Origin of the sequence: Ferrimonas sediminum, from assembly GCF_900100175.1 — a bacterium.
Lineage (GTDB): Bacteria > Pseudomonadota > Gammaproteobacteria > Enterobacterales > Shewanellaceae > Ferrimonas > Ferrimonas sediminum.
Map to the genome: position 1 here is coordinate 107,469 of NZ_FNEM01000009.1, position 23,468 is coordinate 130,936.

General features: G+C 54.0%; 23 protein-coding genes. 14 read left to right on the forward strand and 9 right to left on the reverse strand.

Annotated elements, in window-relative coordinates; all coding sequences use genetic code 11:
• Positions 1–21: 21 nt before the first annotated feature.
• Both BLT77_RS11745 and BLT77_RS11750 read right to left on the reverse strand, forming a co-directional pair.
• Positions 22–555 carry an outer membrane beta-barrel protein gene (locus tag BLT77_RS11745; protein ID WP_090365458.1) on the reverse strand — a complete coding sequence of 178 codons (534 nt, stop codon included), beginning with the start codon at positions 553–555 and terminating at the stop codon, positions 22–24.
• Between the two features lie 152 nt (positions 556–707).
• Positions 708–1,559, reverse strand: coding sequence for a BrxR family helix-turn-helix transcriptional regulator (locus BLT77_RS11750; RefSeq protein ID WP_090365459.1), 852 nt, complete (start codon positions 1,557–1,559; stop codon positions 708–710).
• 325 nt (positions 1,560–1,884) lie between these two features.
• On the opposite strand from BLT77_RS11750, the gene BLT77_RS11755 reads away from it, so the two are divergent.
• From BLT77_RS11755 to BLT77_RS11770, 4 genes are read left to right on the forward strand one after another with little or no spacing between them, the layout of a single operon-like run.
• Positions 1,885–2,901, forward strand: coding sequence for a hypothetical protein (locus BLT77_RS11755; protein WP_090365460.1), 1,017 nt, complete (start codon positions 1,885–1,887; stop codon positions 2,899–2,901).
• A gap of 56 nt (positions 2,902–2,957) precedes the next feature.
• Positions 2,958–3,362 carry a hypothetical protein gene (locus tag BLT77_RS11760; RefSeq protein ID WP_090365461.1) on the forward strand — a complete coding sequence of 135 codons (405 nt, stop codon included), beginning with the start codon at positions 2,958–2,960 and terminating at the stop codon, positions 3,360–3,362.
• 1 nt (position 3,363) lies between these two features.
• Positions 3,364–4,257 (forward strand): hypothetical protein, encoded by an 894-nt coding sequence (locus BLT77_RS11765; RefSeq protein ID WP_090365462.1) that lies wholly within the window; start codon positions 3,364–3,366, stop codon positions 4,255–4,257.
• An 8-nt stretch (positions 4,258–4,265) separates the two neighbouring features.
• A complete protein-coding gene (locus BLT77_RS11770; RefSeq protein WP_090365463.1) occupies positions 4,266–6,074 on the forward strand; it encodes a hypothetical protein in 1,809 nt (602 codons plus the stop codon).
• Between the two features lie 54 nt (positions 6,075–6,128).
• Here the strand turns inward: BLT77_RS11770 and BLT77_RS11775 are convergent, their stop codons facing one another.
• The 3 genes from BLT77_RS11775 to BLT77_RS11790 all read right to left on the reverse strand — a co-directional run bounded on the left by BLT77_RS11775 (position 6,129) and on the right by BLT77_RS11790 (position 10,110).
• On the reverse strand, positions 6,129–7,109 hold the full coding sequence (locus BLT77_RS11775) for a Solitary outer membrane autotransporter beta-barrel domain (protein ID WP_090365464.1): 981 nt from the start codon (positions 7,107–7,109) through the stop codon (positions 6,129–6,131).
• A 777-nt stretch (positions 7,110–7,886) separates the two neighbouring features.
• Positions 7,887–9,677, reverse strand: a complete 1,791-nt coding sequence (locus tag BLT77_RS11785) for a DUF3413 domain-containing protein (RefSeq protein WP_090365466.1) — start codon at positions 9,675–9,677, stop codon at positions 7,887–7,889.
• Between the two features lie 205 nt (positions 9,678–9,882).
• Positions 9,883–10,110, reverse strand: a complete 228-nt coding sequence (locus BLT77_RS11790) for a YejL family protein (protein WP_028114728.1) — start codon at positions 10,108–10,110, stop codon at positions 9,883–9,885.
• A 77-nt stretch (positions 10,111–10,187) separates the two neighbouring features.
• Here BLT77_RS11790 and yejK point away from each other — a divergent pair, with 77 nt between their 5' ends.
• From yejK to BLT77_RS11810, 4 genes are all read left to right on the forward strand, one after another.
• The gene (gene yejK / locus BLT77_RS11795; protein ID WP_090365467.1) at positions 10,188–11,210 is read left to right on the forward strand and encodes a nucleoid-associated protein YejK; all 1,023 of its coding nucleotides are present in this window, start codon (positions 10,188–10,190) and stop codon (positions 11,208–11,210) included.
• A 292-nt stretch (positions 11,211–11,502) separates the two neighbouring features.
• A complete protein-coding gene (locus BLT77_RS11800; RefSeq protein ID WP_090365468.1) occupies positions 11,503–12,873 on the forward strand; it encodes a YjiH family protein in 1,371 nt (456 codons plus the stop codon).
• 262 nt (positions 12,874–13,135) lie between these two features.
• Positions 13,136–13,795, forward strand: a complete 660-nt coding sequence (locus BLT77_RS11805) for an SIMPL domain-containing protein (RefSeq protein ID WP_245709931.1) — start codon at positions 13,136–13,138, stop codon at positions 13,793–13,795.
• A gap of 11 nt (positions 13,796–13,806) precedes the next feature.
• Entirely contained in the window at positions 13,807–14,277 is a 471-nt protein-coding gene (locus BLT77_RS11810) for a hypothetical protein (RefSeq protein WP_090365470.1), read from the forward strand.
• A 62-nt stretch (positions 14,278–14,339) separates the two neighbouring features.
• Here the strand turns inward: BLT77_RS11810 and BLT77_RS11815 are convergent, their stop codons facing one another.
• Positions 14,340–15,686: a dihydroorotase gene (locus BLT77_RS11815; RefSeq protein ID WP_090365471.1), complete on the reverse strand. Its 1,347-nt coding sequence runs from the start codon at positions 15,684–15,686 to the stop codon at positions 14,340–14,342.
• Positions 15,687–15,767: 81 nt separating this feature from the next.
• Here BLT77_RS11815 and BLT77_RS11820 point away from each other — a divergent pair, with 81 nt between their 5' ends.
• The 4 genes from BLT77_RS11820 (at position 15,768) to BLT77_RS11835 (ending at position 19,574) form a co-directional block, all read left to right on the forward strand.
• Positions 15,768–16,586, forward strand: a complete 819-nt coding sequence (locus BLT77_RS11820; protein WP_090365472.1) for a M23 family metallopeptidase — start codon at positions 15,768–15,770, stop codon at positions 16,584–16,586.
• A 173-nt stretch (positions 16,587–16,759) separates the two neighbouring features.
• A complete protein-coding gene (locus BLT77_RS11825) occupies positions 16,760–16,957 on the forward strand; it encodes a hypothetical protein (protein ID WP_090365473.1) in 198 nt (65 codons plus the stop codon).
• A 65-nt stretch (positions 16,958–17,022) separates the two neighbouring features.
• Positions 17,023–18,768: a GGDEF domain-containing protein gene (locus BLT77_RS11830; protein WP_090365474.1), complete on the forward strand. Its 1,746-nt coding sequence runs from the start codon at positions 17,023–17,025 to the stop codon at positions 18,766–18,768.
• A complete protein-coding gene (locus BLT77_RS11835; protein ID WP_090365475.1) occupies positions 18,765–19,574 on the forward strand; it encodes an SAM-dependent methyltransferase in 810 nt (269 codons plus the stop codon). The genes BLT77_RS11830 and BLT77_RS11835 overlap by 4 nt, the downstream gene beginning before the upstream one ends.
• A 66-nt stretch (positions 19,575–19,640) precedes the next feature.
• Here BLT77_RS11835 and BLT77_RS11840 read toward each other — a convergent pair whose 3' ends face one another.
• Entirely contained in the window at positions 19,641–20,561 is a 921-nt protein-coding gene (locus BLT77_RS11840) for a polyprenyl-phosphate transporter (RefSeq protein WP_090365476.1), read from the reverse strand.
• Between the two features lie 48 nt (positions 20,562–20,609).
• Between BLT77_RS11840 and BLT77_RS11845 the strand changes: the two genes are divergently transcribed.
• On the forward strand, positions 20,610–21,776 hold the full coding sequence (locus BLT77_RS11845; protein WP_143026625.1) for a MalY/PatB family protein: 1,167 nt from the start codon (positions 20,610–20,612) through the stop codon (positions 21,774–21,776).
• On the opposite strand, the gene BLT77_RS11850 is transcribed toward BLT77_RS11845, so the two are convergent.
• Complete coding sequence (locus BLT77_RS11850) at positions 21,777–22,352, reverse strand: VOC family protein (RefSeq protein ID WP_090365478.1); 576 nt, start codon at positions 22,350–22,352, stop codon at positions 21,777–21,779.
• Complete coding sequence (yfcE, locus tag BLT77_RS11855; protein ID WP_090365479.1) at positions 22,342–22,887, reverse strand: phosphodiesterase; 546 nt, start codon at positions 22,885–22,887, stop codon at positions 22,342–22,344. Before yfcE ends, BLT77_RS11850 begins: the two co-directional genes overlap by 11 nt.
• 204 nt (positions 22,888–23,091) lie before the next feature.
• Between yfcE and BLT77_RS11860 the strand changes: the two genes are divergently transcribed.
• Positions 23,092–23,433, forward strand: a complete 342-nt coding sequence (locus BLT77_RS11860; protein WP_090365480.1) for a hypothetical protein — start codon at positions 23,092–23,094, stop codon at positions 23,431–23,433.
• Positions 23,434–23,468: the final 35 nt, after the last annotated feature.

The following is a 23,468-nucleotide window of genomic DNA, read 5'->3' on the forward strand; positions in this document are numbered from 1 at the left end:
CTTGCTGTGTCGGTTCAGGGCTTAGAAGGTGATGGTCGCACCCAGGGTGTACATCCAGGTGTCATCGAGCACATCCAGGTATTCCACTTCACCGCGAATGGCGAAGCTGCCGAGCTCAAATTCAAGCCCGACGCCGGCGGCGACGTCAAAGCCATCGTCGCTGACTTTATCGCCACTATCGGTCAGATCCGAATCCCAGTAGATGCCGCCAAGCTTACCAAAGGCCCGAACCGGGCCCAGGGGAATACCGGCAACGGCAAACAGATCCAGCCCATAGGGGTCGACCTTGGTGCCGGAGCTAGAGGGAGAGCCCAGATCAACATACCCGCCCTCTACAGCCAACAGGCCATTAAACTGGTAGCCACCGAAGATCTTCCAGGCGAAATCATTTTCATCGAAATCGAAATCACCGATGTCCGGATCGGATCCACTCTGCTGAATGGTGGCAGAGCCTAGGGAAGCACCAACATAGAAGCCTTCATCTTTGGCTTGAACGACACCACAGGCCATTGCGATTATTACGCCTAAACCGAATGAGCTTGTCCATTTCATCATCACTTACTCCTTGGTATCACGTTTCCTTTATTGCACATCGCCCCCTTGGCGTGTGCGATTCTTCGGCAACCACCACACTGCGGTGATTTAGCTGCGATATGAGCGTAGTAAACAACCAGATAAAAGCAAGTTTGCCGATGTTGGCAGGATTTTTATGGCAGTTGCTGCTGTTTCGCCACCACAACATGCTGATATTCGGCCGGCAGGGCATCATTATAAGGTTCTGACACCGCCCACCGTCGAAGGTAGTAGGGCAGCAGCGCCCTGGAGACGTGATGAGTGAGTGACAAGCTATCCATGTCCATTCCATAGTCCCGGCCAATGATGACCCGTTGACGGTGGCTGAGGCGGGGGTTGGGCATCAGGGTGACGGCTTGTTTTGTGTTCCACTCCTCATCCTGCTCTTTCTGCCTGGCCGCAGGCTTGTCTTCGATGCTGAGTTGGCCACGAAAGCGGCTGATGACAAAATCGCGAAACTCCTGGTTTTTCTCACACCAAGCGCGAACGTGCCAGCGAAAGCCGTTGAAAACCAACGTGTGAGGAGCAAAAAGGCGGCCGGGGTCGTCAGCCGGGCTGGGGTGGGCCAGTGAGTCATAGTGGCCTTCCAGTGTCAGGCGGTTGCGGGCCGCCTTGATCAGGGTGCGTATGATTTGCGGCTCGATGTAGCGGGACGGGGCATCCATCACATGGGTGCCGCCACTTTGAATGTGGGTCAGCGACAACATGCCGCCCAACTCATCGTGTTTGTCCAGCAGTTGCAGGTACTCATGGGCGTGACCCTGGCAGAATTGAGGCACAAATCCGTCGCCGGGGGTATAGCCTTTGAGTTGGCGGTCATACACCAGAGTCGCACCGGAAAACTCCCGAATGTAGGTGTTGATGTCTTTGGACGCTTGCTGGCGACCAATGTCAAAAGCCTGGCACAGGTGGTTGGTGGTCAATCGGCCCTCCCACAGGGCAATGATCTCTATCAATCGATATCTCAGTTTCTGGTCAACGCGCATGTTCGGGGTTCCTACCTGCCTGAAAAGTTTACATGTTCATGTAGCCAGTGATGACATGTCGTCTCAGCATACATATTATGCACCTTAACAGATTGAGTGGTGAAGTCCGAATGTGCCGTCAGCGAATGCGATGCAACAGGCAGGACTGTGTGGGCTGGAGAATAAATGGCAGGTCTAATAGTGTTACTGGTACGGTGTGCCGGAGATAGAACCGATATTGAAAAAGGAATGAAATAAACATATTGCAAATCACTGTTTTTCGGCGTTCATTACGTCAATATATGGGCTTGTCCCGCCTTATCCTATTGAACAATAAGTAGTCATCATGGAAATATCTTCAATTCAGATCGGCATTGCGACCGTCAGTTTTTGCGTCATTAATTTTATTGTTTGTATCTATCTGGTGGTGCAGTTGAATGCAGTAAAAGAGCGGCAGATGCAGCATCAAATTGATGCCGATGCACAATTAAAAGAGGTATCGGGGAATCTTTCCTCTTTGATTGCCAACTTTGGTTCCTCTCTGCAAAAGGTCATCAGCGAAGATAACCGCGATGTGCTTAAGGTTCTGGCTGAGCAAAACCAGGCGCTTAAACAGAGTGACACGGCCCTGGTTGGCACCATAAAACAGTTGCACCAGGAGGGCGCCGAGCGTCACCGCCTGGGTGAACAACGACTGCTTGAGTCGATCGCCAACAGTCAGGATCGGGTTCTGCAAGCTCAGACCTTGAGTGCCCAGGAGTTGATGCTGAAGGTGCAGCAAGGGGCGCAGCAGATTGGTGCTGAAATGACTGATGCCAAAGAAGAATTGATCAAGCGGATGCGCAGCGATAGCGATGCGAACAAACAGTGGCTGCAGGGATTGGCTGAGAGTGTTAACCAGCACCAGCAGCAGTCGGAGCAGGCTCTGAATGAACTGGCACAAGCCGGTGAACGGATTCAGAGACAGAGCGAATTTGGCCGTAAGCAGGGCGAACGCAGCATGATTGAACAGTTGTCCGGAGTGATTCAGGCACTGAAGATCGAGAACGCCATCGAGTTGACCAATGGATTGGCAAGCGGCAAGGAGTTGAAGGTTGAGACGGCCGACTTCATTAAGCATCTGGGCGATTGCAAAGTCACCAGAATGGAGGATAAGGCCTCAAATCAGGTGACGGAGATTATCTATAACGAAGGCAAAAAAGTCGCCTCGCAGACCTTTGCCGATGGTTTGCTTAAATATCAAATGACCTTTGATTCTGATGGAAAGTTGACCAAAGGTGAGGAATTTGATGACCAGGGAAATATGGTATTCGAGTACCAATACAATGCTGCTGGCGAAATTACGAACCGCATTGATTTTTAACGTCGGCGAGTGTTCTTTTGCCATCACGGCACTCAGATTGAATAAGGTAATGACACATGTTTCTTAATGTACTGGCGAAAAACGATCGCAAACATTTTCTGAATCTGGCGCGGTTCGCCATGGGATTGAACGGCGAAGACAAGGCCGAAGAGGTTCAGATTTTCCAGTCGTTCGTCCATGAGTGTGAACTTCACGGTTATCAGGCCAAAACTAGCGACGAGGCGATTGAAAGCTCGATTCAGGGGTTGGTGACATTGCCTGTGGGGCACAAGCGTGCGGTGATGATTGAGCTGTGCGGCATTATGTTGGCCGACAGCACCATCTGTGACAACGAACGCGCATTCATGGGGCGTCTGGCAACCGCGTTTGAGTTGGAGGAGTACGAGGTTCGCAAGATTGAACGCTGGGTGTCTGCCATGAACGACATGGTAGCCGAAGGTTACCAGATGGTGGGCGCCTGAGATGCTGGGAAGAGTCTGGAACGCCGTCAGCAGCGGAGTGTCGGCGGTAGTTGATAAGGTGAAACAGGGTTGCTCAAAGGCCTGGAATGCGATCAGCGGTAAAGACAAGTTTCTGGAAGCCGAGCGTCTGCATAAGCAAACCATTCGTCGGTTTGAGAAGGAGCAGCGCCGTTATCAGGAAGCGGTACAGTCTAAGAGCCTGGAGATTGAAACTCAGCTTAAGGCGATAAACGGTTTTAAGCTGAGCATTTTCGAACAGCAGTTTCCCCGTTTCGTGACTCTGGCCAACCGTCTGCACAATGTGCGGGTTGCTGGCAGCCATTTCGAAGAGTTTTTTGACGACAACATCCTCGAAGTGAAGTCGGACACTGGTGTTCGCAGTAAACAGCAGCTGTTTGAGATCGACTTTAACAACCTGTCGTTTAAAGAACTGGCGTTGTCGATACTCACGTTAGGGATCTTTTCCCGCAAGAAAGCGGCGGAATCGTTGCAACAGGTGAAAGATGAAGTCTGCCGTATCGATGAAGAAGTTGCCAAGATGGCTGCGCAATTGGCGAAGATCGATCAGGTTGTGGCTTCCATCGATAATGTCGCCCTCTATTTTGAGCGCCTTATCAGCAACTACGCGGCGCTGCTGGAGCGATTCGAGTATGGCATCAATACTCAGCGCATCGTCCAGATGGGAGTAAGCCCGGAGCTGTTCAGCCATAAGCTGGATTTCCGCTTGTTGCCGGTGGCCCACCTCGAGGAGTTCCAGGCGCTGTTCAACCTGTCTGTGGTGTTAAAGCAGATGTCTCAGATGGCGTACTTGAGCGAAGAGGGCGAAGTGGTGCATGGGGATACCGAGGCTGCCGAAGCACTATTTGAAAAAGCCCAACAGATTCAGGCCGCCTAGGACAGAGAATGACTCAGCAGTATCAGCAAACAAAATTTGAAGTGAATCAGGTCACCAAGGCCTTGTCAGGGGCGTCGCCGCTGCAGGCCAGCCGGGTGCTGATTGATATGGAGTTGTATGAACAGCAGGACTCGCTGACGGTACTGAACGACATCTATCAGGAGTTTGAGTCGAAAAGCAACCTGATGGATGAGTTGGTAACACCGTTGGCGTTGAGTGTTCTTGATGGTGTGATCAGCCACAAGGATCTTAAGTTGAACCGTACCGGGGTCAGTGCCAGTCGGGTCTGGCAGGAGATTCAGGGGTTTGACTATGGTGATAATATCAACGTGGTTGATACCGCGGTCAGTAAAAAGCAGCAACTTGAGGCGATGCGCCAGCCGCGTGAATACAGCAAAGAGGTGCGCAAGACCATGTCTAAGCGTAAGCACCTTGAACAGAACAAGGATCGCCATTTCAAGGGCAACACTCAGGCTTACAGTTCCATTGAAACCAATGAGGATGGCAGTCGTATTACCGTCTATCGAAAACAGGCGGTGGCCGAGAACAAGGGCCATAAGTGGAAAGCTTCAGATACGGATCATGTGATTCCGGTTAAACAGATCAATGACTACTATGCCAACAATGCTCTGCTGACCCAGAGTGATCTGATGGCCATCACCGATGGTGACCATAACTTCATCGAGATCTCCAACAGCTTTAACCGGGCCAAGGGGGCCAAGAACTTCTCCGACATGCAGCAGCAGAAGCAAACCCTTGAGTCTAAACAGGCGCGAGGAGAGAAGCTCAGCCGGGAGGAGAAGACCCAGTTGAAAAACCTTTCCAGGCACAGTGATCAGAGCATTGAAGGAGGGGTTCAGAAACAGAAGGAGTCGGAGCAAGCCATCTTGAACAAGGCCAGGGAAAAAGCGTTGCACAATGTCAAAGAACAGAAGTGGCAGGTAACGAAAAAGGCCGGAACCCAGGCGGCAGAGCAGACCGGGTACCAGGCTTTGGGCCATGCCATCATCCTGTTTATCAAGCCGCTGCTGTTTGAGGTGACCGATGCCATTCAAAATGGGTTTAGTGACGGGGTCGGCAAGTCGTCCACCCTGGAGGGGTTGAAGTTTCGCTTCACTCGGGTCATGGCCTACCTGAAGCGGGAAGTCCTGCCGACGCTGCTTCAGAGCGCCAAAGAGTTCCTGCAGAATTTTGCCAAAGTGATGATAGAAGCGGTGGCCGATCTGGTCACCGGTATGTTCAAAAGCGTCATGAAGGTGATTTCCGAGGGCTTTTCAGCCCTGATCGGGGCCGCCAAAATTCTGAGCAGCAGTCGCGACCAGATGAGTAAGGCACAGAAAGCCGATGCTATTGTGAAGCTGTTTGCGGCAACGGCGGTGACTTTTGCGGTGTTTACCTTTGAAAACACCCTGCTGAAAGGACCGCTGGCGGCGATGCCTGACTTTGTGAAAGAGATCGCCCTGACGACCTTGAGTGGCGTGGCGTCGACTATCGTGGTTTATCTGCTCGATAAGGCGGACATCTTCTCAACCAAAGTGGAGCTGCGCTCCAAGCGGGTTGCCGAAGTGTTCGAGTACCGGGTCGAGCAGATAAAGATCAACACCGATGCCTTCAGCGCCGAGAGTGTCCGTAAACTGGCCCAGGATAAACTGCGCTTTAAGGCCATCGATGAGCAGATGCAACAGGCCATCGATGCCGATGAGGACGTGAATCCGGCGGTGTATGCCCTGGCAGATCAGTTCAAGATTGATCTGCAGATTAAAACCACCGACGAGTTTCTCAACCTGCTGGAGAACAGCGACGCCCTGGTGGTGTGATTGGTGGATGATCATGATCGTGATCGCGGCCGACCCTTTGTGGCCGGCTTTTTGTCAGTCGACGTTATACACCAGAATCAGGCTGGCTCCTTTGAGGGCGCTGCCGTAGTTAAGCTGCAGGCCGATACCGATGTTGTCCAGCAGGGGCAGGTGAGTCTTGGTATTCAGCAGCCACTCGGCACTGAACTCGTAATAATGATGGGTATCAAAGGGGCGGACGCTGTCGCCACCGATGTCGATTCGATTGAGGCTGAGCCGGTAATCCTGATGGGTCATCAAGGCCGGAAACGGCCGGCGCATAGAGACGCCATTGAGCCAGCGCCAGGATTTTGGCTCGGCTCGCAGCGCCGGACGGTCTACATCAAAACTTCTGCCCCACAGGTAGTTGAAGCTGGTTTCGTAATGCCAGTAGGAGCGGCCGCGTTCAAAGCGGTAATCCAGTCCTACCTCCGGCTGAACCATCCAGGCGTTGACGGAGATGTTGGTCAGGGAGCCATCCAGTTCAGGTTGCAGCAGCTTGCTTTGCCGGTTTCGAAAGGTGAATTCGTTGTCGTAGCGCATCAGGTGACCGCCAAGACCCAGGTGAAACCGCCAACGCGAACTCAACGGGTAACTGAGCCTCGGCTGAAGAAACAGCGAGTAGATGCGATCGTCATTCAGGTCCAGGGTTGGATCATCCAGAATAAACAGCGACAACTCCTGTTTGCTGCGCACGTAGCTCAGCCGAGCCTTCAATGAACTGCGCCACCCTTGCCACAGCCCCAGATTCCAGCTCCATGGCAGGGTGTATACCTCCAGCTCGTTTCGCAGCGATACTGAGTTGCCATCACCGAAATCCGGGTTGTCGATGGGCAGGTATTCATTGGGATCAAAACTGACAAAGCCCAGAGTCAGAGCATCGGAATCGGTTAACAGGGCGGTGGTGGCAAACACTTCGTTCAGCTGTTGACGAGCGGCGGCTTCCAGGCCCGGCAGCGTCGCCGATTGAGCGATGCCCACATAGAGTAAACCGGTGCAAAGTAGTCGAAATCCCAAAGATTACATCCTGTAAGTCGGGCTGCAATCCTTACTATAGCGGCAATGGTGGCGTTTGAGTATCAGGCAGGAGGTTGGGCCATCCTTGGCCCGGGGGATTCAGTTGATGCCGGCCAGCAGCGCCAGGATGAAGGCGGGGCAAAAAGCGGCGAAGGCCACGGCGATCCAGTCGACCATCTTCTGGTTATTCTTGTTTGACATACATGCTCCCGGAGCAAAGAAACAGAGCCCGGTGTCGTCTTCGATGAGCGGAACACCGGGTGCAGTGATTCGAACAGCTAAGCCATTAATTTATTTGATTGAAATTGCCAAATAAGAACAGCTTAATAGCTCGCGTAAATCTGGTTTGCATCATAACTGGTCATGGTCAATTAGTGGATTCGGTTATCCGTTGGTGATGACTCGGGGCTGTGTCATCCGGGTATACTGATTTTGGTTTAGGTTATTGATGTTCGCGGGGTTGGTGCTGAATTCAACGGGGCTGTCTCGATGAGTTGCCTGAGGGCGTCGGTAACCCGGCAGTCCACGACCAGGCTGGTGTGAGGCCGTTGGCCGAGGTGATGCACTTCATGCTCCAGATCGGCGTTAATGTACCAGAGCTCACCGGCGGCCATAGGCACGGTCTGGCCATCGTTAGATTTGGGGCCATTGTAGTCAAGTTTTGGCGGCTGAATTGGCCACAAATCATCAATATGGATGAGCCCTGGCAAGGGGGGGAGGCATAAAAACGCCCCGAACGCTGAGCGGCCGGGGCGTTGTCTTAAACTTGGGTGACGATCACTTAGCAAACAGGCGGCGATTTTCCTTCATCACTTTAAGCAATGTCGGCGCGTCCAGTTTGGCGTCCCGAACTCGGCGATTTTGCAGGTTATAGACCCGGTAGTCACCGCGGTTGTCGATGACCGTGGTGGTGGCGTCGGTTTTGATGGCGAAATAGCGCTTGTTGCCCACCACCAGAAAATCGGTGTCTGACGGGCTGTAGAGGGTGTCGCCCGAGCTGTACTCTTTGGTGTTATTGGTGCAGCCTCCGAGCAGCGTCAGCAGGGTTGGCGCAACGCCATAGTGACTGCTGCGGTAGTTGATGGTTCTGCCGCCCTCACCAGGCCAGCGGATCATCATCGGTACCCGCAGGGTGGCATCGGAGAAGTTACGGCTCAACCGGCTGTCCAGGCTGGTAAACTCCTGACCATCGGTGCCGGTAATGATCACCACTGTATCGCTGTCCACCTGACTCAGTAGCTGTTGTAACTGGCTGTCGAGGAAATGAATCGAATTGCGGTACTGGTTGAACAGCACCGCCTGAGCTTCGTTGATGGCCATCTGTGGTTTGACTGTGGGCAAACCCACAAAGCCGATCGGAGTGCCGTATACCGAAGGCGAGTGGTACTGAATCAGGGTAAAACTTGGCGAGTGGCTGTTTTGAATCAGCTGCAGCGCCTGCCGGGTGCTGTTGATGTCCCGTTCGGCGGCGGAATCAAAGGTGGCCTCAGGGTGCAGGGTCATGCCCTTGAACATCACCGTCATCTTCGGCTCATTGCCGCTGATGGTGGCACCGACCACATTCAGCTTATACCCCTGTCGGGCCAGTACCGAGGTCAGTATGGGTTGGTGCTGGTCTGCCTGCAGGGACTCTTCGTAGGCGGGCAGCAAGCCATAAAACAGGCTGCGCAGACCCTGGTCGGCGTCGTTGCTGCCACTGTAGTGTTGGCTGAACAGATGGCTGGCCTGGCTGTACTGGCTCAGGTAGGGCATGGTCTGTTCGTTGACCAGATCCTGCCTCAGAGCATCGACCGCGATCATTACCACATTGGGCGAATCACTGGCTTGGCACTGCATCGGTTTAACCGGGTAGTTGAGCTGCGACGTCGGCCGCGCTGTTGAGGTGCGCTCTGCCAGAGTTTCCTCGTCGACAATGCCACGACTGGCCATAAAGCTGCGGGCGGTGGCCGGGTAGTGCAGGGGCAGCATCTCGTCCATTTTGGTGATGGGCTGGTACACATTGGCATCGGCCCAGATGTGGATCAGGTGGCCACCCAAAAAGGCGCTCAGCATCACGGTGGCAATCTTACCGCCCCAGTTGCGCCGGTTCAGTCGTTCGATGCGTTTCCACAGGCCGTTGGCCACCAGCAACTGTATGGCCAGCATGGCGGCGGGCAGAATCAGCAGCCAGGGGGTGCTGATCAGCTGCGGCAGGTCGGAAAACGAGATGTCGAACACGAACGGGTTTAGGTGCAGGCGGTAATGGTCGAACACCAGAATGTCGTATACCAGTACCGTGTGGGCCAACGTCGCCAACAGCGCCGCGTAACCCCGTAGAATCTTTGAGTAAGGTAAAATCAGCGTCAGTGGAAACAGACACAGCAGAAAAATCACAAAGCTGACAAAGGAGAAGTGGCCAAGCAGGGTGATGACCGAGTAGAGCTGGGCCAACAGGGTATCGGGCCAGCCAATGAGCTTGACGTAGCGCACGGCGATGGCACTGGCCAGCAATCCATTAAAAAAGGCGAACCAATGGCCCCAGGTGACCAGGCGGGATACTTTGTCTCTTTGCAGATCGGATGCGTGCATGAACGTCGTAATTTACCTAAATTTGAGCCCATATCCTAAGCGGAAAAAAGGCGCTATACCAGCAAGCTAGTGTAAATCTACCGGTTTGGAAACGGTTTTTGCTCTACAGGCAGGAATGTGTGCGGTCAATCACCGCGATTCTGGCCAGACTTCGGTGGCCGGATCGAAGTCGGTTCAGGGCGGACCCTGAACCGAACACGGTGAATCAGGCGTCGGCGCGGCTGTCCACAGAGGCGGCCAGGGCCTGTCCGAACTGCTCGGCAATTCGTTTGCGGGAACCGGGAGCGATGTTGCGGTTGATGATGTCAGTGGCGGCGTTTCCCAGTACCATCAGAGCGAGATCCGTGGGGGTCTCGTTCTTCTCCAGTACCAGAATCAGCTCGTTCAGCAAGCTTTCTACGTCGTCATTGCTGTATTTAGACAGAATAGCCATGGCTTTTCCTGTGATGTTGAATTAAAGGCGCAGTATAATAGCGGATCTGAACGCTAACCACTAACACCAGGAAAAAGATGATTAAGATCGAACAAGCAATATTGCATGCGGTGCAGCGGGAACCCGATGGCCAACTGCGCTGCCGCTTGCGTCCCCAACCCCTGAATCACTCAGAGGCACTGGATGAGCTGCTTGCGGAGTTGCATCGTCTCTACACCGCTAAAGCCGGTAAGGGCTTCGGCCATTTTGGTGTCCCCGAAGGGGATGGCGAGGCCAATGAGGCGTTTAAAGACGCGTTAACTCAATGGCGGACCGGCAACCTCGGGTTTGTGGAGTACAGCGGCCAGGCCAGCCAACTGCTTGAGAAAGAGTTGGCCAAATACGACTTTGCCCAGGGCGGCTATCTGCTGATGGCGGCCTACAACCACGTGGCGTGTGACTACCTGTTTGTGGCCCTGATGTCGCCTAAGCCCAGCGTTTCCGTGTCTCAGGAGATGGAGGTTCATGGCAGTGAACACCTGGATCTGTCGAACCTGCAGCTGGCGGCACGCATCGATCTTACCGAATGGCAGGCCGATCCGGGCTCGAAAAAGTACATCTCGTTTGTCAAAGGCCGAGCGGGTCGCAAGGTGGCCGACTTCTTCCTCGACTTCATGGGTTGCGTTGAAGGGGTCAACACCAAAACCCAGAATAAGCAGTTGGTGCAGGCGCTGGAAGACTATGTGGCGACTACGGATCTGGATAAGGATGAGCAGCAGCAGTGTCGTGATGCGGTATTTGATTACTGCAAAACCCAGATTACCGCCGGTGGTGAAGTGCAATTGAAAGACATTGCCGATGAGTTCGCCGATCATGGCGCCGAAGAGTTCTATCAGTTTACCTCTGCTGGCGATTATGAGCTGGAAGAGGCGTTTCCCGGCGATCAAAGCACCCTGCGGCAGTTAAAGAAGTTCTCCGGCACCGGCGGCGGGGTCTCGGTGAGTTTTGATGCCCACCACCTGGGTGAGCGGGTGGTTTGGGATCAGGTGAATGACACTCTGACCATTAAAGGCGTGCCACCCAATTTGTTGGATCAGCTGCAAAGACGCTTGAAAGCGTGAGCGAGATCGCATAAAAGAGAGGGCCCTGAGCGTAAGCCAGGGCCCTTTTTGTTTATAAGATGTAAAAATTAACCGCTACAAAACCTTACCGGGAAAGCGAATTTTTATTCATTATTTATATTAATTGGTGTTTTGGCGCCATATTTATGCAAATTGGAAGAATTTATATTTTACAACCCCTCCTCTTTGGGCTAATCTGCGCAGCAACTCGTGTTATACGAATCGAAATTCGGCGCTGCGCGGGGCTCAGAGGGGCCGGCAGACGCATAAGATAAGAATTAAAGGCACAACCATGCACAAGCAAGCAACAAACGACGCTCAGTTGAAAACCAGCAGAAACCTGCTGCTGTTTTTGCTGCCCTCCCTGATGGGGGTTCTTTTGTTCATGACTCCGGTCATGTCTGGAGAGGGGCTGACCATTCCCATCGCCATTCTGGCCAATGGTCTGAAATCCGCCATCGGTGAGTCCTTGTCGTCGGTCGTGGCCGCGGTGGTGATTTTGATGGGAGCACTGACGATTCTGACTAAACTGCTGCGTCCGGCGTTTGTCACTAACCACAGCTTCCTCAATGGTCTGTTGAACGTTTCCCCGTTGTGGGCTGTGACCCGATTGTTGGGCGCGGCTTTTGTGATTATGGTGGTGACGGGTAGTGGCCCGGAGATGGTGATCAGTGGTGATACCGGTGCCTTTGTGTTTGGTGATCTGCTACCAACCCTGTTCTCGGTGTTTATCTTTGCCGGCTTGCTGCTGCCACTGCTGACCCATTTTGGTTTACTGGAACTGATCGGTACCCTGCTGACCAAGATCATGCGTCCTGTGTTCAACCTGCCAGGCCGCTCCGCCATTGATTGTCTGGCCTCCTGGCTGGGTGATGGCAGTGTCGGTATTTTGATGTCCAGCAAGCAGTATGAAGATAAGTGCTACACCCAGCGTGAAGCGGCGGTGATCGGTACCACCTTTTCCGCAGTATCCATCAGCTTCAGTCTGGTAGTGATTGCCCAGGTCAGCCTGGAGCACCTGTTTGTGCCTTTCTATGCCACCATCTGTATCGCTGGTTTTGTGGTTGCCGTGGTGGTGCCGCGTCTGCCACCACTGCGCAATAAAAAAGATCTGCTGATTGATGGTAGCAAGCGCCCGGCCGATGCGGAGATGATTCCTGCCGGTCACAGCGTCCTGTCCTACGGTTACCAGAATGCCCTTAAGACGGTCGACAAAATCGACAGCCCGCTGAGTGTGGCCAAAGAGGGCGTAAAAAACGCCATCGACATGGTGTTTGGTATTTTGCCGGTAGTTATGGCCATCGGAACCGTCGGCCTGATCATTGCCGAGTACACGCCGCTGTTTGCCTGGTTGGGTGCCCCTTTTGTTCCGCTGCTTGAGCTGTTGCAAATCCCCTTTGCCCAGGAAGCGTCTGAGACCATGGTGGTGGGTTTTGCCGATATGTTCATCCCTTCGGTGATTGCCGCTGGCATCGACAATGAGATGACCCGCTTTGTAATTGCGGCGATGTCGGTGACTCAGCTTATCTACATGTCTGAAGTTGGCGCACTGCTGCTGGGCAGCCGGATTCCAATCAATGTGTTTGAGTTGTTCGTTATTTTCCTGCTGCGTACCCTGGTGTCGCTGCCGGTAATCGCCCTGATGGCACATCTGATTTTCTGATGATGCTCACAATTCAAAAGGCCAGCGCTATCGCTGGCCTTTTGTTTTTTAAGATCCCGGTCGCTGTTGATAGGAGTGGCCGCAACCACCATTTTGCACCGGTTGGTGGTGCGGATTGGGAGGCATGAAGCTCCGGCTCATGTTATAACTGTCCTGGCGTCAAAGGCTTTAGACCCTAATAAAACTTATAACTCACTCTTCTGGGAGGAAAAGGATGTCTAACCGCTCTTCTTTAATACTCGGTCTTTGCTTGGCCATAGCCATGGCTCTGGCGGCACTGATTTTGAGTCATGGCATGCAGCAATTTAAGCTGCTGGATCGTACCGTGGTGGTGAAGGGGTTGGCAGAGCAAGAGGTGGACGCCAATATCGCCATCTGGCCAATTCGTTTCTCCGTTGCCGATAACGATCTTACCCAGGTATACGATTCACTGGAGCGCCAGGCCGAGCAGGTGAGTGCGTTTCTGGCACGGCAGGGGTTCAGCGATGCTGAGATCACCCTCAATACCCCGGAAGTCACCGACAAGCTGGCGCAATCTTATGGTGGTGAGCAATCGCCGCTTCGTTACAGTGGTACGGCAACCGTGACCTTGTATACCAACAAAGTTACGACCGTGATCACGGCCCGTCAGCAGTTGTTTACCCTGGCGAAGCAGGGGGTCAACCTGGCGTCGGAAGGCTACAACGCGCGAACCGAATTCCTGTTCACAGAGCTTAACCAACTGAAGCCCCAAATGATTGAGCAGTCGACTCGCAACGCCCGGGAAGTGGCGGAGCGGTTTGCCCAGGACTCCCGGAGCACCCTGGGGAAGATAAAGCGGGCCCAGCAAGGCATTTTCTCGATTCGTGACCGAGATTCAACTACCCCGCATGTAAAAAAAGTTAGAGTAGTGTCTACCGTGGAATACTACCTGATCGACTAGAGGGCAGACTGATGCGATATGGGGTTTTGGTGTTGGTCACCGTGTTGGCCGGATGTGTCTGCGCGCCACCGAAGCAGCAGTTTCTGGAGCCGACGCAAGTGGTTTCGGCAGTGAAAGCCGAGGAGTTTGAGCTGTGCTTCAAGGTGCCGGTTGGTAAACACCTGGCCGGACCGGTGATGACCAAAGTGAGTTACACCGATGCTAAGGGTCACCATCGGGAAGCGTTCCTGCCGATGGAGTATGCCTCTAAAGACTATCTGCCTGCACTGAAGGGCATTTTGATGTTCCGCAAACCGGAGTACGAGTACCACTACCGCCTGACAGAGCAGGGACAGACTACCTGGCTGGCGATTCAGGAGGTGGTCAATCAGACGGGAACCGAGGCGCAACTGGTGCCCTATCCGGAAAATGGCATGTGGCACCATGAGGGGCTGGCACCCACTTTCAAGACGGCCGACAGTGACGCCAGGTTAACCTTGTAACCTGAATCCACTAAAACAAAAAAGCCTGGGCAATGCCCAGGCTTTTTTGATCCAGGCAGGGATTAACGATCGAACTGCAATCGCTGGCCCACCGGGTCACTGGTGGCCGTGCTGCCATCAAACACTCGAACGCCGCCAACCCAGGTGGAGGCAATGGTTGAGCGGAAGGTACGGCCTTCAAACGGACTCCAGTTGCACTTATACAACAGGTTGTCTTTGCTGACCGTATAGGGCTTGTCCAGATCCACCAGTACCAGATCGGCGTGGTAGCCCTCACGCAGATAACCGCGCTCTTTGAGGTTGAAACGCTCCGCCACCGCATGGCTGGTCTTCTGGACGATGGTTTCCAGGCTCAGGTTACCGTCATGATAGTGCTCAAACAGCGACTGCAGTGCGTGTTGCACCAGAGGCAGGCCCGATGGGGCTTTGAAATAGGTGTTTTGTTTCTCTTCCCAGGTGTGGGGGGCATGGTCGGTGGCGATAATGTCGATAACATCCCGCTTTACCGCATCCAGAATCGCCTGGCGATCCCGCTCTGTTTTCACCGAGGGGTTGCATTTTATCTGGCTGCCGAGGGTGTCGTAATCTCCGTCGGAGAAGAACAGATGATGGACACAGGCTTCGGCGGTGATGTTGGCGTCTTTGAGGCTGTCCAGAGATTTATTGGCCTCAAACAGGGCCAGCTCCTCGGCGGTAGTGATGTGCAGCACATGCAACCGGGCGCCGTGTTTTTTCGCCAGTTCAATCGCCATGCGCGAGGATTTGATGCAGGCTTCACGGGAGCGAATCTCACCGTGGAGCTTCATCGGTACCGCATCGCCGAACTTAGCCCGGGCCGCTTCCTCGTTGGCGTCGATCATCGGGGTGTCTTCGCAATGGGTGGCGATGGGCACCGGGGCGTTGGCAAAAATGGCTTCCAGGGTGTCCTTGTTGTCCACCAGCATGTTGCCGGTAGAAGCGCCCATGAAAATTTTAATGCCACAGGCGGCCTGGGGATCCAGGTTCTTAATCTGCTCAAGGTTGTCGTTGGTGGCGCCGAGGTAAAACGCATAGTTAGCCACTGATACCTCTGCGGCGCGTTGATACTTCGCTTCCAGCGCATCGATATTGGTGGTCTGGGGATTCACATTGGGCATCTCCATAAAGCTGGTGATGCCGCCGGCGACTGCTGCGCGGGATTCGGTGGCCATGCTGCCTTTTTGGGTAAGCCCCGGTTCACGGAAATGAACCTGATCGTCAATCATGCCGGGAATTAACAGCTTTCCGCTGGCGTCAACGATGTCGGCGCCGGCAGGAGCCTCAATGGTGGGAGCGATTCGGGCGATGCGTCCTGCATCAATCAGCAGGTCACTTTGCTGGCGAATGCCCTCGTTAAGCAGGGTCGCATTTTTTATCAATGTGGTTTTCATGGCGGCGTTTATGCTCTTGTAAGGGTGTAGGCGCCGCTTATAATAGCGGACTGGGCTCGGTTTCGCCTATAAGGAAGTGCGATGATATACAGGTTGATTGTTGTTATTTTGTCAGTTTTTGCTTCACAAGCTGCTGCGTTAGAGCTGCAGGGGGCGCTGACACAGGGCTCGTTAATTAGGGCGAAAGTCGCCCCGGGCAGCCAGGTCTGGCTGAACGAAAAAATGGTGCGGGTGGATGCCGATGGCAATCTGGTGATGGGTTTCGGACGCGATGCGCCTTTGAGCCATCAGTTGAAAGTGGTTGGCCCCCGGGGCGGAACCGATACCCACGATATTCAACTTAATAAGCGCAGTTACCGGACTCAGAGTATCAAAGGCATCGCAAAAAAAATCATGGAGCCGGATCCTGAGGCGATTGCACGGGCCCGCAAAGACAGCGCCCAGGTCGGTCAGGCTCGTGCCACCGATTCAGATTCCCTGTTCTGGCAACAGAACTTTATCTGGCCTGTGATCGGCCCCATTACCGGTGTGTACGGCAGCCAACGTATCTACAATGGTGTCCCCAAACGGCCTCACTTCGGCGTGGATGTGGCGGTACCCACCGGTACCAGGGTGGTGGCGCCTGCTGACGGGGTGATCACTCTGGCTGTGCCGGACATGTTCTACTCTGGTGGCACCCTGATCATCGACCATGGTTACGGGGTTTCCTCCTCGTTTCTGCACCTGTCGAAGTTGCTGGTGAAGCCGGGTACACGGGTCAGCCAAGGCCAGGAAGTGGCCGAAGTGGGCGCGACCGGCCGGGTGACTGGCGCCCACCTGGACTGGCGCATCAACTGGTACGGCGAGCGATTGGATCCTCAGTTGCTGGTACCTGAGATGCCAGGAAAGCAGAAAAAGTGATTTTAGAATCAACTTAGTGGTTGAGCATCACTGAGCTTGTTGATAGCATCCAGATGTCGACCTCTGACGGCCATTTGCTCTGAGAAGTGCCTGAAATAAGGATATTTCTCAGGCGGTAGCGGGCCAGATGTGGCGGCATCTTTTCTTTTTCTCAATTGCACAAGGAGTGTGTGATGTCTACAAAAGCACAGCAACTGTTAATCAAGTTGGGGCTGGACGCAGAGCTGAGTCAGCGTTTTTCTGTGGATCCAAATCAGGTGTACCAAGAGTTTGAACTGGAAGCCGAAGGCTTGCGGCAGATTGAACAGCTGATTGCCAGTGGTAATGACGATTCTTCAATGAACGGATTGTTGCATTTCGTTCATTTTTAAAGTGATTTGGTGGTAGACTCCGTTTTTTTAAATGTTGTGGCATTGTGAATTTGGGGTATCGGCAAATGCGTTATATTTTTTCCGTGGTATTAGTTTGTTGCCTATCCCTGCCGGCATGGTCTGTCGATAATAATGTTAATGGTAAAAGCCAGGAGTTGGAGTTTCTTTTCGGTTTGGCAAAAGAAGACCCCAAAAGTGCGCTGCAGCAAACGGAGTTGTTACTGCAGCGATTTAATTATTTGAAACCGCATGAGTTCTGTAAGGCGCTGCAGGTGGCGGCGGTGAGTCATCTGGGGATAGGGCAGTACCGGCGTTCCTACGAAAGGGCGCAGTTGGCAGCCCAGTGTGCGCTGGATAATAAGCTTTATAAGGAATTTATCTACAGCAGCAAAATTCAGGCAATTAATGCAAATGCTCTAGGCGAATTTGTCGAATCCATTCGGCTATTTTTAGTTGCAACCAAATATATTGACCGTGTCGATGATGACGCGATCAAATTTGACCTGTTATCTACAATTGCGAATCATTACACGCTGATTGATGACTATGAAAGCGCATCCTATTATATGGAGCGCGCCAAACTTTATCGTCAAAAAGGTGCTGAGCCAACTTGTATGGAAAGCATGGTTGATCAGCATATTTTAAAACTCAAAGGCAGCTATAAAGAAGTATTGGCAAAACTAGAAAAATCTCGAGAACGTTGTCATTCGGATGGCAATAATTACGAGATTATCATGTGGGAGCTGTATTACTCGGATGTAAAAATCCACTTTAAAAAATACGATGAAGCGCTGGCTATTTTGGCTGATTCTCAAAAGCTCTATTCCGACAATAATATCGATTATGCCAGAGACTCCCTTCACCTACTCTATGCCAAAGCTTATCTGGGCAAGGGCGAACTGGACCGCGCCAGAGAGCACATCGATAACTCTGCTAATGAACTCCGGCATCTGGCTCAGGATAAATCCTCCTACGAAATTGAAGTATTGAGGGCTCAAGTCAGTTTTGCCGCCGGTGAGTTTCAGCAGGCGGCAGAGTTCTATGCCGCCGCCCTTGAACTCAAAGAGCTGTACCTGAAAAAGCTCAACTCGATCACCTTTGCGGTGCAAAAAATTGAGATGAATGCCCTGCAACAGGAGAATCAGGTCAAGGAGGCTCAGGCACTGCAGCAGGCTCAGGAAGCGCAGCTTATGGGTGAGCGTAATCGCAGCCGAGGCATCATCGCCGTCAGTTTTGCCATTGTGATCGGTTTGCTGGGGATGTTCATTATTAACCGTCGTATGGGCCGCAGTCGCGATCATTTTCGCAATCTGGCCCATTTCGACCCCATTACTCGAGGCATGAGCCGCATATTCTGGCTACAAAGCGCCGCCGAGCAGTGTGCAAAATTAGACTTATCTACCCCCATCTCGGTGTTGATCATTAAGGTGGATGGCCTCAGAGGCATCAATCTTAAGTATGGCTACGGTGTCGGTGATGACGTACTGGCCAGGACCAGCCAGGTGGTTGATCGCCAGGGCAGCAGCAACGGCCTGCTGGGCAGGCTGGGGGGCAACCAGCTGGCGCTGCTGTTACCCGGCGTATCGCGGCCCAACGCGGAGGCCATTGCCGAGCAGATTCGGTTGGAGACTGAATCGATTCCTCCGGAGGAGTTGGATGTAAAACAAGCCGTTACCGTCAGCATTGGCGTGTGCGGTTACAATCGTCAGAGGGACCTGACGGAGATGATTCTGAGGGCCGACCGGATGTTGGACGAGATTCTCGACGGCGGCGGTAATCAGGTGCAAACCTTTAAAGGAAGTTACGCATGACACAAGGACGTTTGGACGTGGTGGGGCTGGGGATCAGCATCCCCCGCCACACCAGTAAGTTTACCGAGAGTCAGATTCGCCATGCGGACCAGGTCTATTATCTGGTGGGCCACCCGGTGGCAGAGGAATACATCGAGGGGCTGAACCCCAAAGCACGTTCTCTGCAGCGTCATTATCATGAGCAATCATCCAGGCCCAAATCTTATCGGGCGATGACCGATGAGGTGGTCAGCGCGGTGGCCGCGGGGCAACGGGTGGTACTGGCCCTGTACGGGCACCCGAACGTATTCGCGTCGATCTCAAAATGGTCGGTAAATGAGGTTCGGACGCTGGGGCTGCCAGCACAAAACCACCCAGGGATTGGGGCCGATGGTTGTTTGATGGCCGATTTAAACATCGATCCCGGTAACCGCGGTATGTGTCATTTTGAGGCCGGTTTTTTGGCGATGTTTCAGGTGCCGCCCACGCCACACTGTTACATGGTGTTGTGGCAGATTGCGGTTGCCGGCGATACCAGTTGCACCAGCTTCGAAGGGGAGGCGTCGCAGCGTCAGGTGCTGGTGGACAAGTTGTTAAAGTACTACCCGCAAGACCATCCGGTGTGCTTGTATGAGGCGGCCACTCTGCCGGTGACTGAGCCGAGAATGGATTGGGTTGCCCTGAAAAATCTGGCCAGTGCCCCAATGAAACAGTACACCACGGCGGTGATGCCGCCTTGCGAAGCGTTGCAACCCGACGAAGAGGCGCTGGCCCGCCTCGGAGCCACGGTGGATGACATTCGCGAGAAAATCAGCAATCGCAGCTAGCCAATCAAAGCAAAAAAGCCTGGGCGGTGCCCAGGCTTTTCTTGATGGTGAGGCGCGCTTTACCGGTTAGCCCTGTCGCTGACCTACTTTTTCCAGCACCAGCACAACCATAAAGCCTACGCCGGCACAGGCCAGCGCCAGGTAGAGCTGATTGGGCTCGCCGGTGATGGACTCAAACTGCCCCGGCATCAGGTTTTCCTGTAGCAGCGGTACCTGTTCACCCTTGGAGTTTATCCGCCAGCTCAGTGTTTGCTTCCAGGGCCAGATTTTGCCCAGGGTGCCGATTAACAAGCCGGTTAAAAACGCCAGTGTGGCACCGTGGAAGCGGCGAAGCAGGAACGACAGCAGGTGAGAGAAGCTCAGCAGCCCGAGTACGCAGCCACCCAGGAAGATGGCAATGGTGGTCAGCTCGGCGTTTTTTACCGCGCCAAGCACCGGTGCATACAGCCCCAGTAGCAGCAGAATAAAACTTCCTGAGATGCCCGGTAGAATCATGGCGCAGATGGCGATCATGCCACCGATGAGAATGTTGATCGGAGTGGGATCCAGCGCCAGCGGATTGGCCACCGAGATCAGATAGGCAAACCCGGCGCCCACCAACAAAGACAGCAGTAGCTGCGGTGACCAGCCCTCAATCTGTTTGCCGATGTGGACAATGGATATCAGAATCAGACCGAAGAAAAAACTCCACAGGCCGATAGGCTGATTCACCAGCAAGTAGGAGATCACCTTGGCCAGCGAGGCGATGCTGATGCCGATGCCGGACAGCAGGGTCACCAGGAACGTGCCGTTAATGTGATTCCATACCACCTTAAAGCCCTGCTGACGCCAGAGACCGAAGAGTCTGGGGTTGATGCGGCGAACGCTCTCCAGCAGGGTGTCATAGATGCCCGTGATAAAAGCGATGGTGCCGCCGGATACGCCGGGTACTACATCGGCGGCGCCCATGGCCACCCCTTTAAGGAAGGTTTTTATATCCAATGTCATAGAGAAAGCTGTAACTGAGTAAGATAGTCGGCATTATAGGGGCTGAGTGTGGAAAAGTCGTGGATGGACAAGGGGAAGCTGCAGATGGAGTTTGAAAAATACATCGACCGCCGTCAGAGCGATAGCCTGAAGTGGCAGAGGTATGCTGGCCGGGATGTGTTGCCGCTGTGGGTAGCGGACATGGATTTTGCCATTCCTGAGCCGGTTACCCGGGCCCTGCAGCAGAGGCTGCAACACGATATTTTTGGTTATGGGGTGTTGTCGCAAGGCACCAAGCAGGCGGTGTGTCAGTGGTTACTCCGTCGCTGGCAGGTTGAGGTAACGCCTTCGCAGCTGGTGACATTGCCGGCGGTGGTGCCGGGGCTGAATTTTGCGGTGGAATCCCAGCAGCTGTCGGACATCGGCTTCTTCTCGCCCGTCTACCCCCCCATTCGTAAGGTGGCTGATAACCTCAATATTCGGGGCCGGGCCTTTGAGCTGAAGATGGAAGCGGGTCAGTATCGAATGCCTCTGGAGCAGATTGAGCAGGCCGCTGCCGGCGGCATGCAGGGGCTGTTGCTGTGTAACCCCCACAATCCTGGCGGTACCATCTGGACCGACGCAGAGTTGCAACAGTTGTTGGCGTTAAGTCGCCAGTATGAACTGTTGCTGATCAGCGATGAGATTCATGGCGATCTGATTCTGCCCGGGCACCGGCATCGTTCGCTGTCGGCACTGGCGCAGGAGCAGGATCGGGTCATTACCCTGATGTCGGCGGGTAAGAGCTTTAACCTGGCAGGCTTGCCGATGGCTTTTGCCATCGTCAAGCCCGGTGGTCTGCGTCAGAGTCTGAAAGGTTGGTTGCAGGGGCGCTGTGCCACTCACAATGTTTTGGCGGCGGTGGCGATGGAAACCGCGTTCAGTCAGTGCCAACCCTGGCTGGATGCGTTGACCGAGTATCTGGGACAGAACTGGCGGCTGCTGGAGCAAACGCTGTCGTCGGTGGCGGGGGTAACCTTGATGGCACCGCAAGCCACCTACCTGGCCTGGATAGATTGCCGAGGCCTGGGATGGGAAACTCCCTCTAAGGTGTTTACCGACTATGGGGTGGGGTTGTCGTGTGGCACCGAGTTTGGGGCTCCGGGGTTTGTACGACTGAACTTTGCCTGCCCGAGGGAGACCCTGGAGCTGGCCTTGAGCCGAATGCTCAAGGCCATTGAGACCCACCAGCCCTAGCTATTTTCCGGGGGCGGGGTGGGCACCAATCACCTGACGAATGTCATAGGGGTGCAGTTTGATGGTGAGATGATTGCTTTTAAACGATACCGAAGGGTTTGGCAGCGGTTCGTCATCGGCTTTGGAATCGCTGGATTTCACCTCGATATCCAGGGTACCGTCCTCAATGACCGGCCACTTGGCGGTAATCACCGGCAATTGCTTGACCGCCTTCATCATCTGCTGCTCGTTGTCGGCTCCGCAGGGCAAGACAAATTCGATGTGTTCCCAGCCATCCCGGCGCTTACGGCCATCGGGGAAGGGCAGCTCTACCACTTTCACCTGCCAGGAGCCGACGCTAAGGGGTTGATCCAGTTCTATCAGATAGATGGGACGGCCGTTGATCACCTTGTCCGACAATATGGTGCCGCGTTTTTCAAACTGGGCCTTCAGGTGTTCGGCGTCGCTCAGCTCCGTTATCCGCAAAGCGATGTGATCCACCTCCAGCTGTGCCTGAACCAGTCCCAGACGGTTGGCAAAGATGGTGATGTTATGGCCAAACTCAGGCAGTTTGGCGATCAGCTGTTCAAAATTCATTGATGCTTGCCTGCTCTATGACGTTGCCGTCCAAATCCATGACTGTCAGTAGCTTACCATCAAAATGGCCCAGGCTGGGGGCGAATCCGCCTTTCGGCAGGGTGATCGAGCCCGGATTGAACATCAATCGCTTCTCCTGCCAGCGGGCCATGGGAATGTGGCTGTGCCCAAAACAGAATAGGTCACCCTCGGCCAGAGGGGGTAACTGGGTGTCATTCCACAGGTGGCCATGGGTCACAAAGGCGCGCTTGTTTCCCAGCATCAGGTTGTTGTAGTCCGCCATCAGAGGAAACTGACACAGCATCTGGTCCACTTCGGAGTCGCAGTTACCGCGTACCGCCAGGATTCGGTCGGCCCATTGATTGAGGCGCTCGGCGACGGCGGGGGGGTTGTAACCCTCGGGTACCGGGTTGCGGGGACCGTGGTTCAACACGTCCCCCAGAAGAATAAGGTGGCGGCAAGATTTGCGCTGGGCCCACTCCAGTGCGCGTTCCAGCGCAGGCAGGCAGCCATGAATGTCAGAGATAAACAGCATCAGTGAAACTCGGCAGGGAGGAATGGCGTCAGTGTAACTGCCACCTGTTAACAACGCCAGCTAAGCGGGGATTAAGGGCGCCAGTGTGTGAACTGTCTTTATAAAAAGGCGATTGGCGGGGTTTTCAATGCCCGGTGGCTGGGGTAACGTGATTCGGTAACTAGAGGAAAATCAAAGAGCGGCAGTAAGCGGACGGGAGGGAGTATGCACAATCAGCACAGACTGACGCAGGGGGCTCAGGACAGCCAGACTCCGGTGATGGAAGTACCCAGCAAGCAGGTGGCCAGCATGTGGTTGTGCCTGTTGGCTGTCCTGACAAAGGAGCAGGTTCAGGCGTTGGGGGACTGCAATCTGGCATTGGCTTTTGATTTGGGGGTGGCCGTCAGAATGGCCGAGGAGGAGCAGCAGTCGCTGACGTTGGTGATTACCGAGGTTCTGGCCTTCTATAACGACAAGCTGGGATTGGCTCTGGACGCGGCGGGCCTGGCTCCGCTCATCGCCACTCAGGTTTACCGCAGCCAACAGGTTCAGCACCACCGTCATTAATTGGCTATGCGGTTTGCGATCCGCTTCGCCGAATT

What these genes read in the sequence shown, in the direction of transcription:
- BLT77_RS11745 (WP_090365458.1), bottom strand. Translation starts at nt 555, where the DNA reads ATGATGAAATGGACAAGCTCATTCGGTTTAGGCGTAATAATCGCAATG.
- BLT77_RS11750 (WP_090365459.1), bottom strand. Translation starts at nt 1,559, where the DNA reads ATGCGCGTTGACCAGAAACTGAGATATCGATTGATAGAGATCATTGCC.
- BLT77_RS11755 (WP_090365460.1), top strand. Translation starts at nt 1,885, where the DNA reads ATGGAAATATCTTCAATTCAGATCGGCATTGCGACCGTCAGTTTTTGC.
- BLT77_RS11760 (WP_090365461.1), top strand. Translation starts at nt 2,958, where the DNA reads ATGTTTCTTAATGTACTGGCGAAAAACGATCGCAAACATTTTCTGAAT.
- BLT77_RS11765 (WP_090365462.1), top strand. Translation starts at nt 3,364, where the DNA reads ATGCTGGGAAGAGTCTGGAACGCCGTCAGCAGCGGAGTGTCGGCGGTA.
- BLT77_RS11770 (WP_090365463.1), top strand. Translation starts at nt 4,266, where the DNA reads ATGACTCAGCAGTATCAGCAAACAAAATTTGAAGTGAATCAGGTCACC.
- BLT77_RS11785 (WP_090365466.1), bottom strand. Translation starts at nt 9,677, where the DNA reads ATGCACGCATCCGATCTGCAAAGAGACAAAGTATCCCGCCTGGTCACC.
- BLT77_RS11790 (WP_028114728.1), bottom strand. Translation starts at nt 10,110, where the DNA reads ATGGCTATTCTGTCTAAATACAGCAATGACGACGTAGAAAGCTTGCTG.
- yejK (WP_090365467.1), top strand. Translation starts at nt 10,188, where the DNA reads ATGATTAAGATCGAACAAGCAATATTGCATGCGGTGCAGCGGGAACCC.
- BLT77_RS11800 (WP_090365468.1), top strand. Translation starts at nt 11,503, where the DNA reads ATGCACAAGCAAGCAACAAACGACGCTCAGTTGAAAACCAGCAGAAAC.
- BLT77_RS11805 (WP_245709931.1), top strand. Translation starts at nt 13,136, where the DNA reads ATGGCTCTGGCGGCACTGATTTTGAGTCATGGCATGCAGCAATTTAAG.
- BLT77_RS11810 (WP_090365470.1), top strand. Translation starts at nt 13,807, where the DNA reads ATGCGATATGGGGTTTTGGTGTTGGTCACCGTGTTGGCCGGATGTGTC.
- BLT77_RS11815 (WP_090365471.1), bottom strand. Translation starts at nt 15,686, where the DNA reads ATGAAAACCACATTGATAAAAAATGCGACCCTGCTTAACGAGGGCATT.
- BLT77_RS11820 (WP_090365472.1), top strand. Translation starts at nt 15,768, where the DNA reads ATGATATACAGGTTGATTGTTGTTATTTTGTCAGTTTTTGCTTCACAA.
- BLT77_RS11825 (WP_090365473.1), top strand. Translation starts at nt 16,760, where the DNA reads ATGTCTACAAAAGCACAGCAACTGTTAATCAAGTTGGGGCTGGACGCA.
- BLT77_RS11830 (WP_090365474.1), top strand. Translation starts at nt 17,023, where the DNA reads ATGCGTTATATTTTTTCCGTGGTATTAGTTTGTTGCCTATCCCTGCCG.
- BLT77_RS11835 (WP_090365475.1), top strand. Translation starts at nt 18,765, where the DNA reads ATGACACAAGGACGTTTGGACGTGGTGGGGCTGGGGATCAGCATCCCC.
- BLT77_RS11840 (WP_090365476.1), bottom strand. Translation starts at nt 20,561, where the DNA reads ATGACATTGGATATAAAAACCTTCCTTAAAGGGGTGGCCATGGGCGCC.
- BLT77_RS11850 (WP_090365478.1), bottom strand. Translation starts at nt 22,352, where the DNA reads ATGAATTTTGAACAGCTGATCGCCAAACTGCCTGAGTTTGGCCATAAC.
- yfcE (WP_090365479.1), bottom strand. Translation starts at nt 22,887, where the DNA reads ATGCTGTTTATCTCTGACATTCATGGCTGCCTGCCTGCGCTGGAACGC.
- BLT77_RS11860 (WP_090365480.1), top strand. Translation starts at nt 23,092, where the DNA reads ATGCACAATCAGCACAGACTGACGCAGGGGGCTCAGGACAGCCAGACT.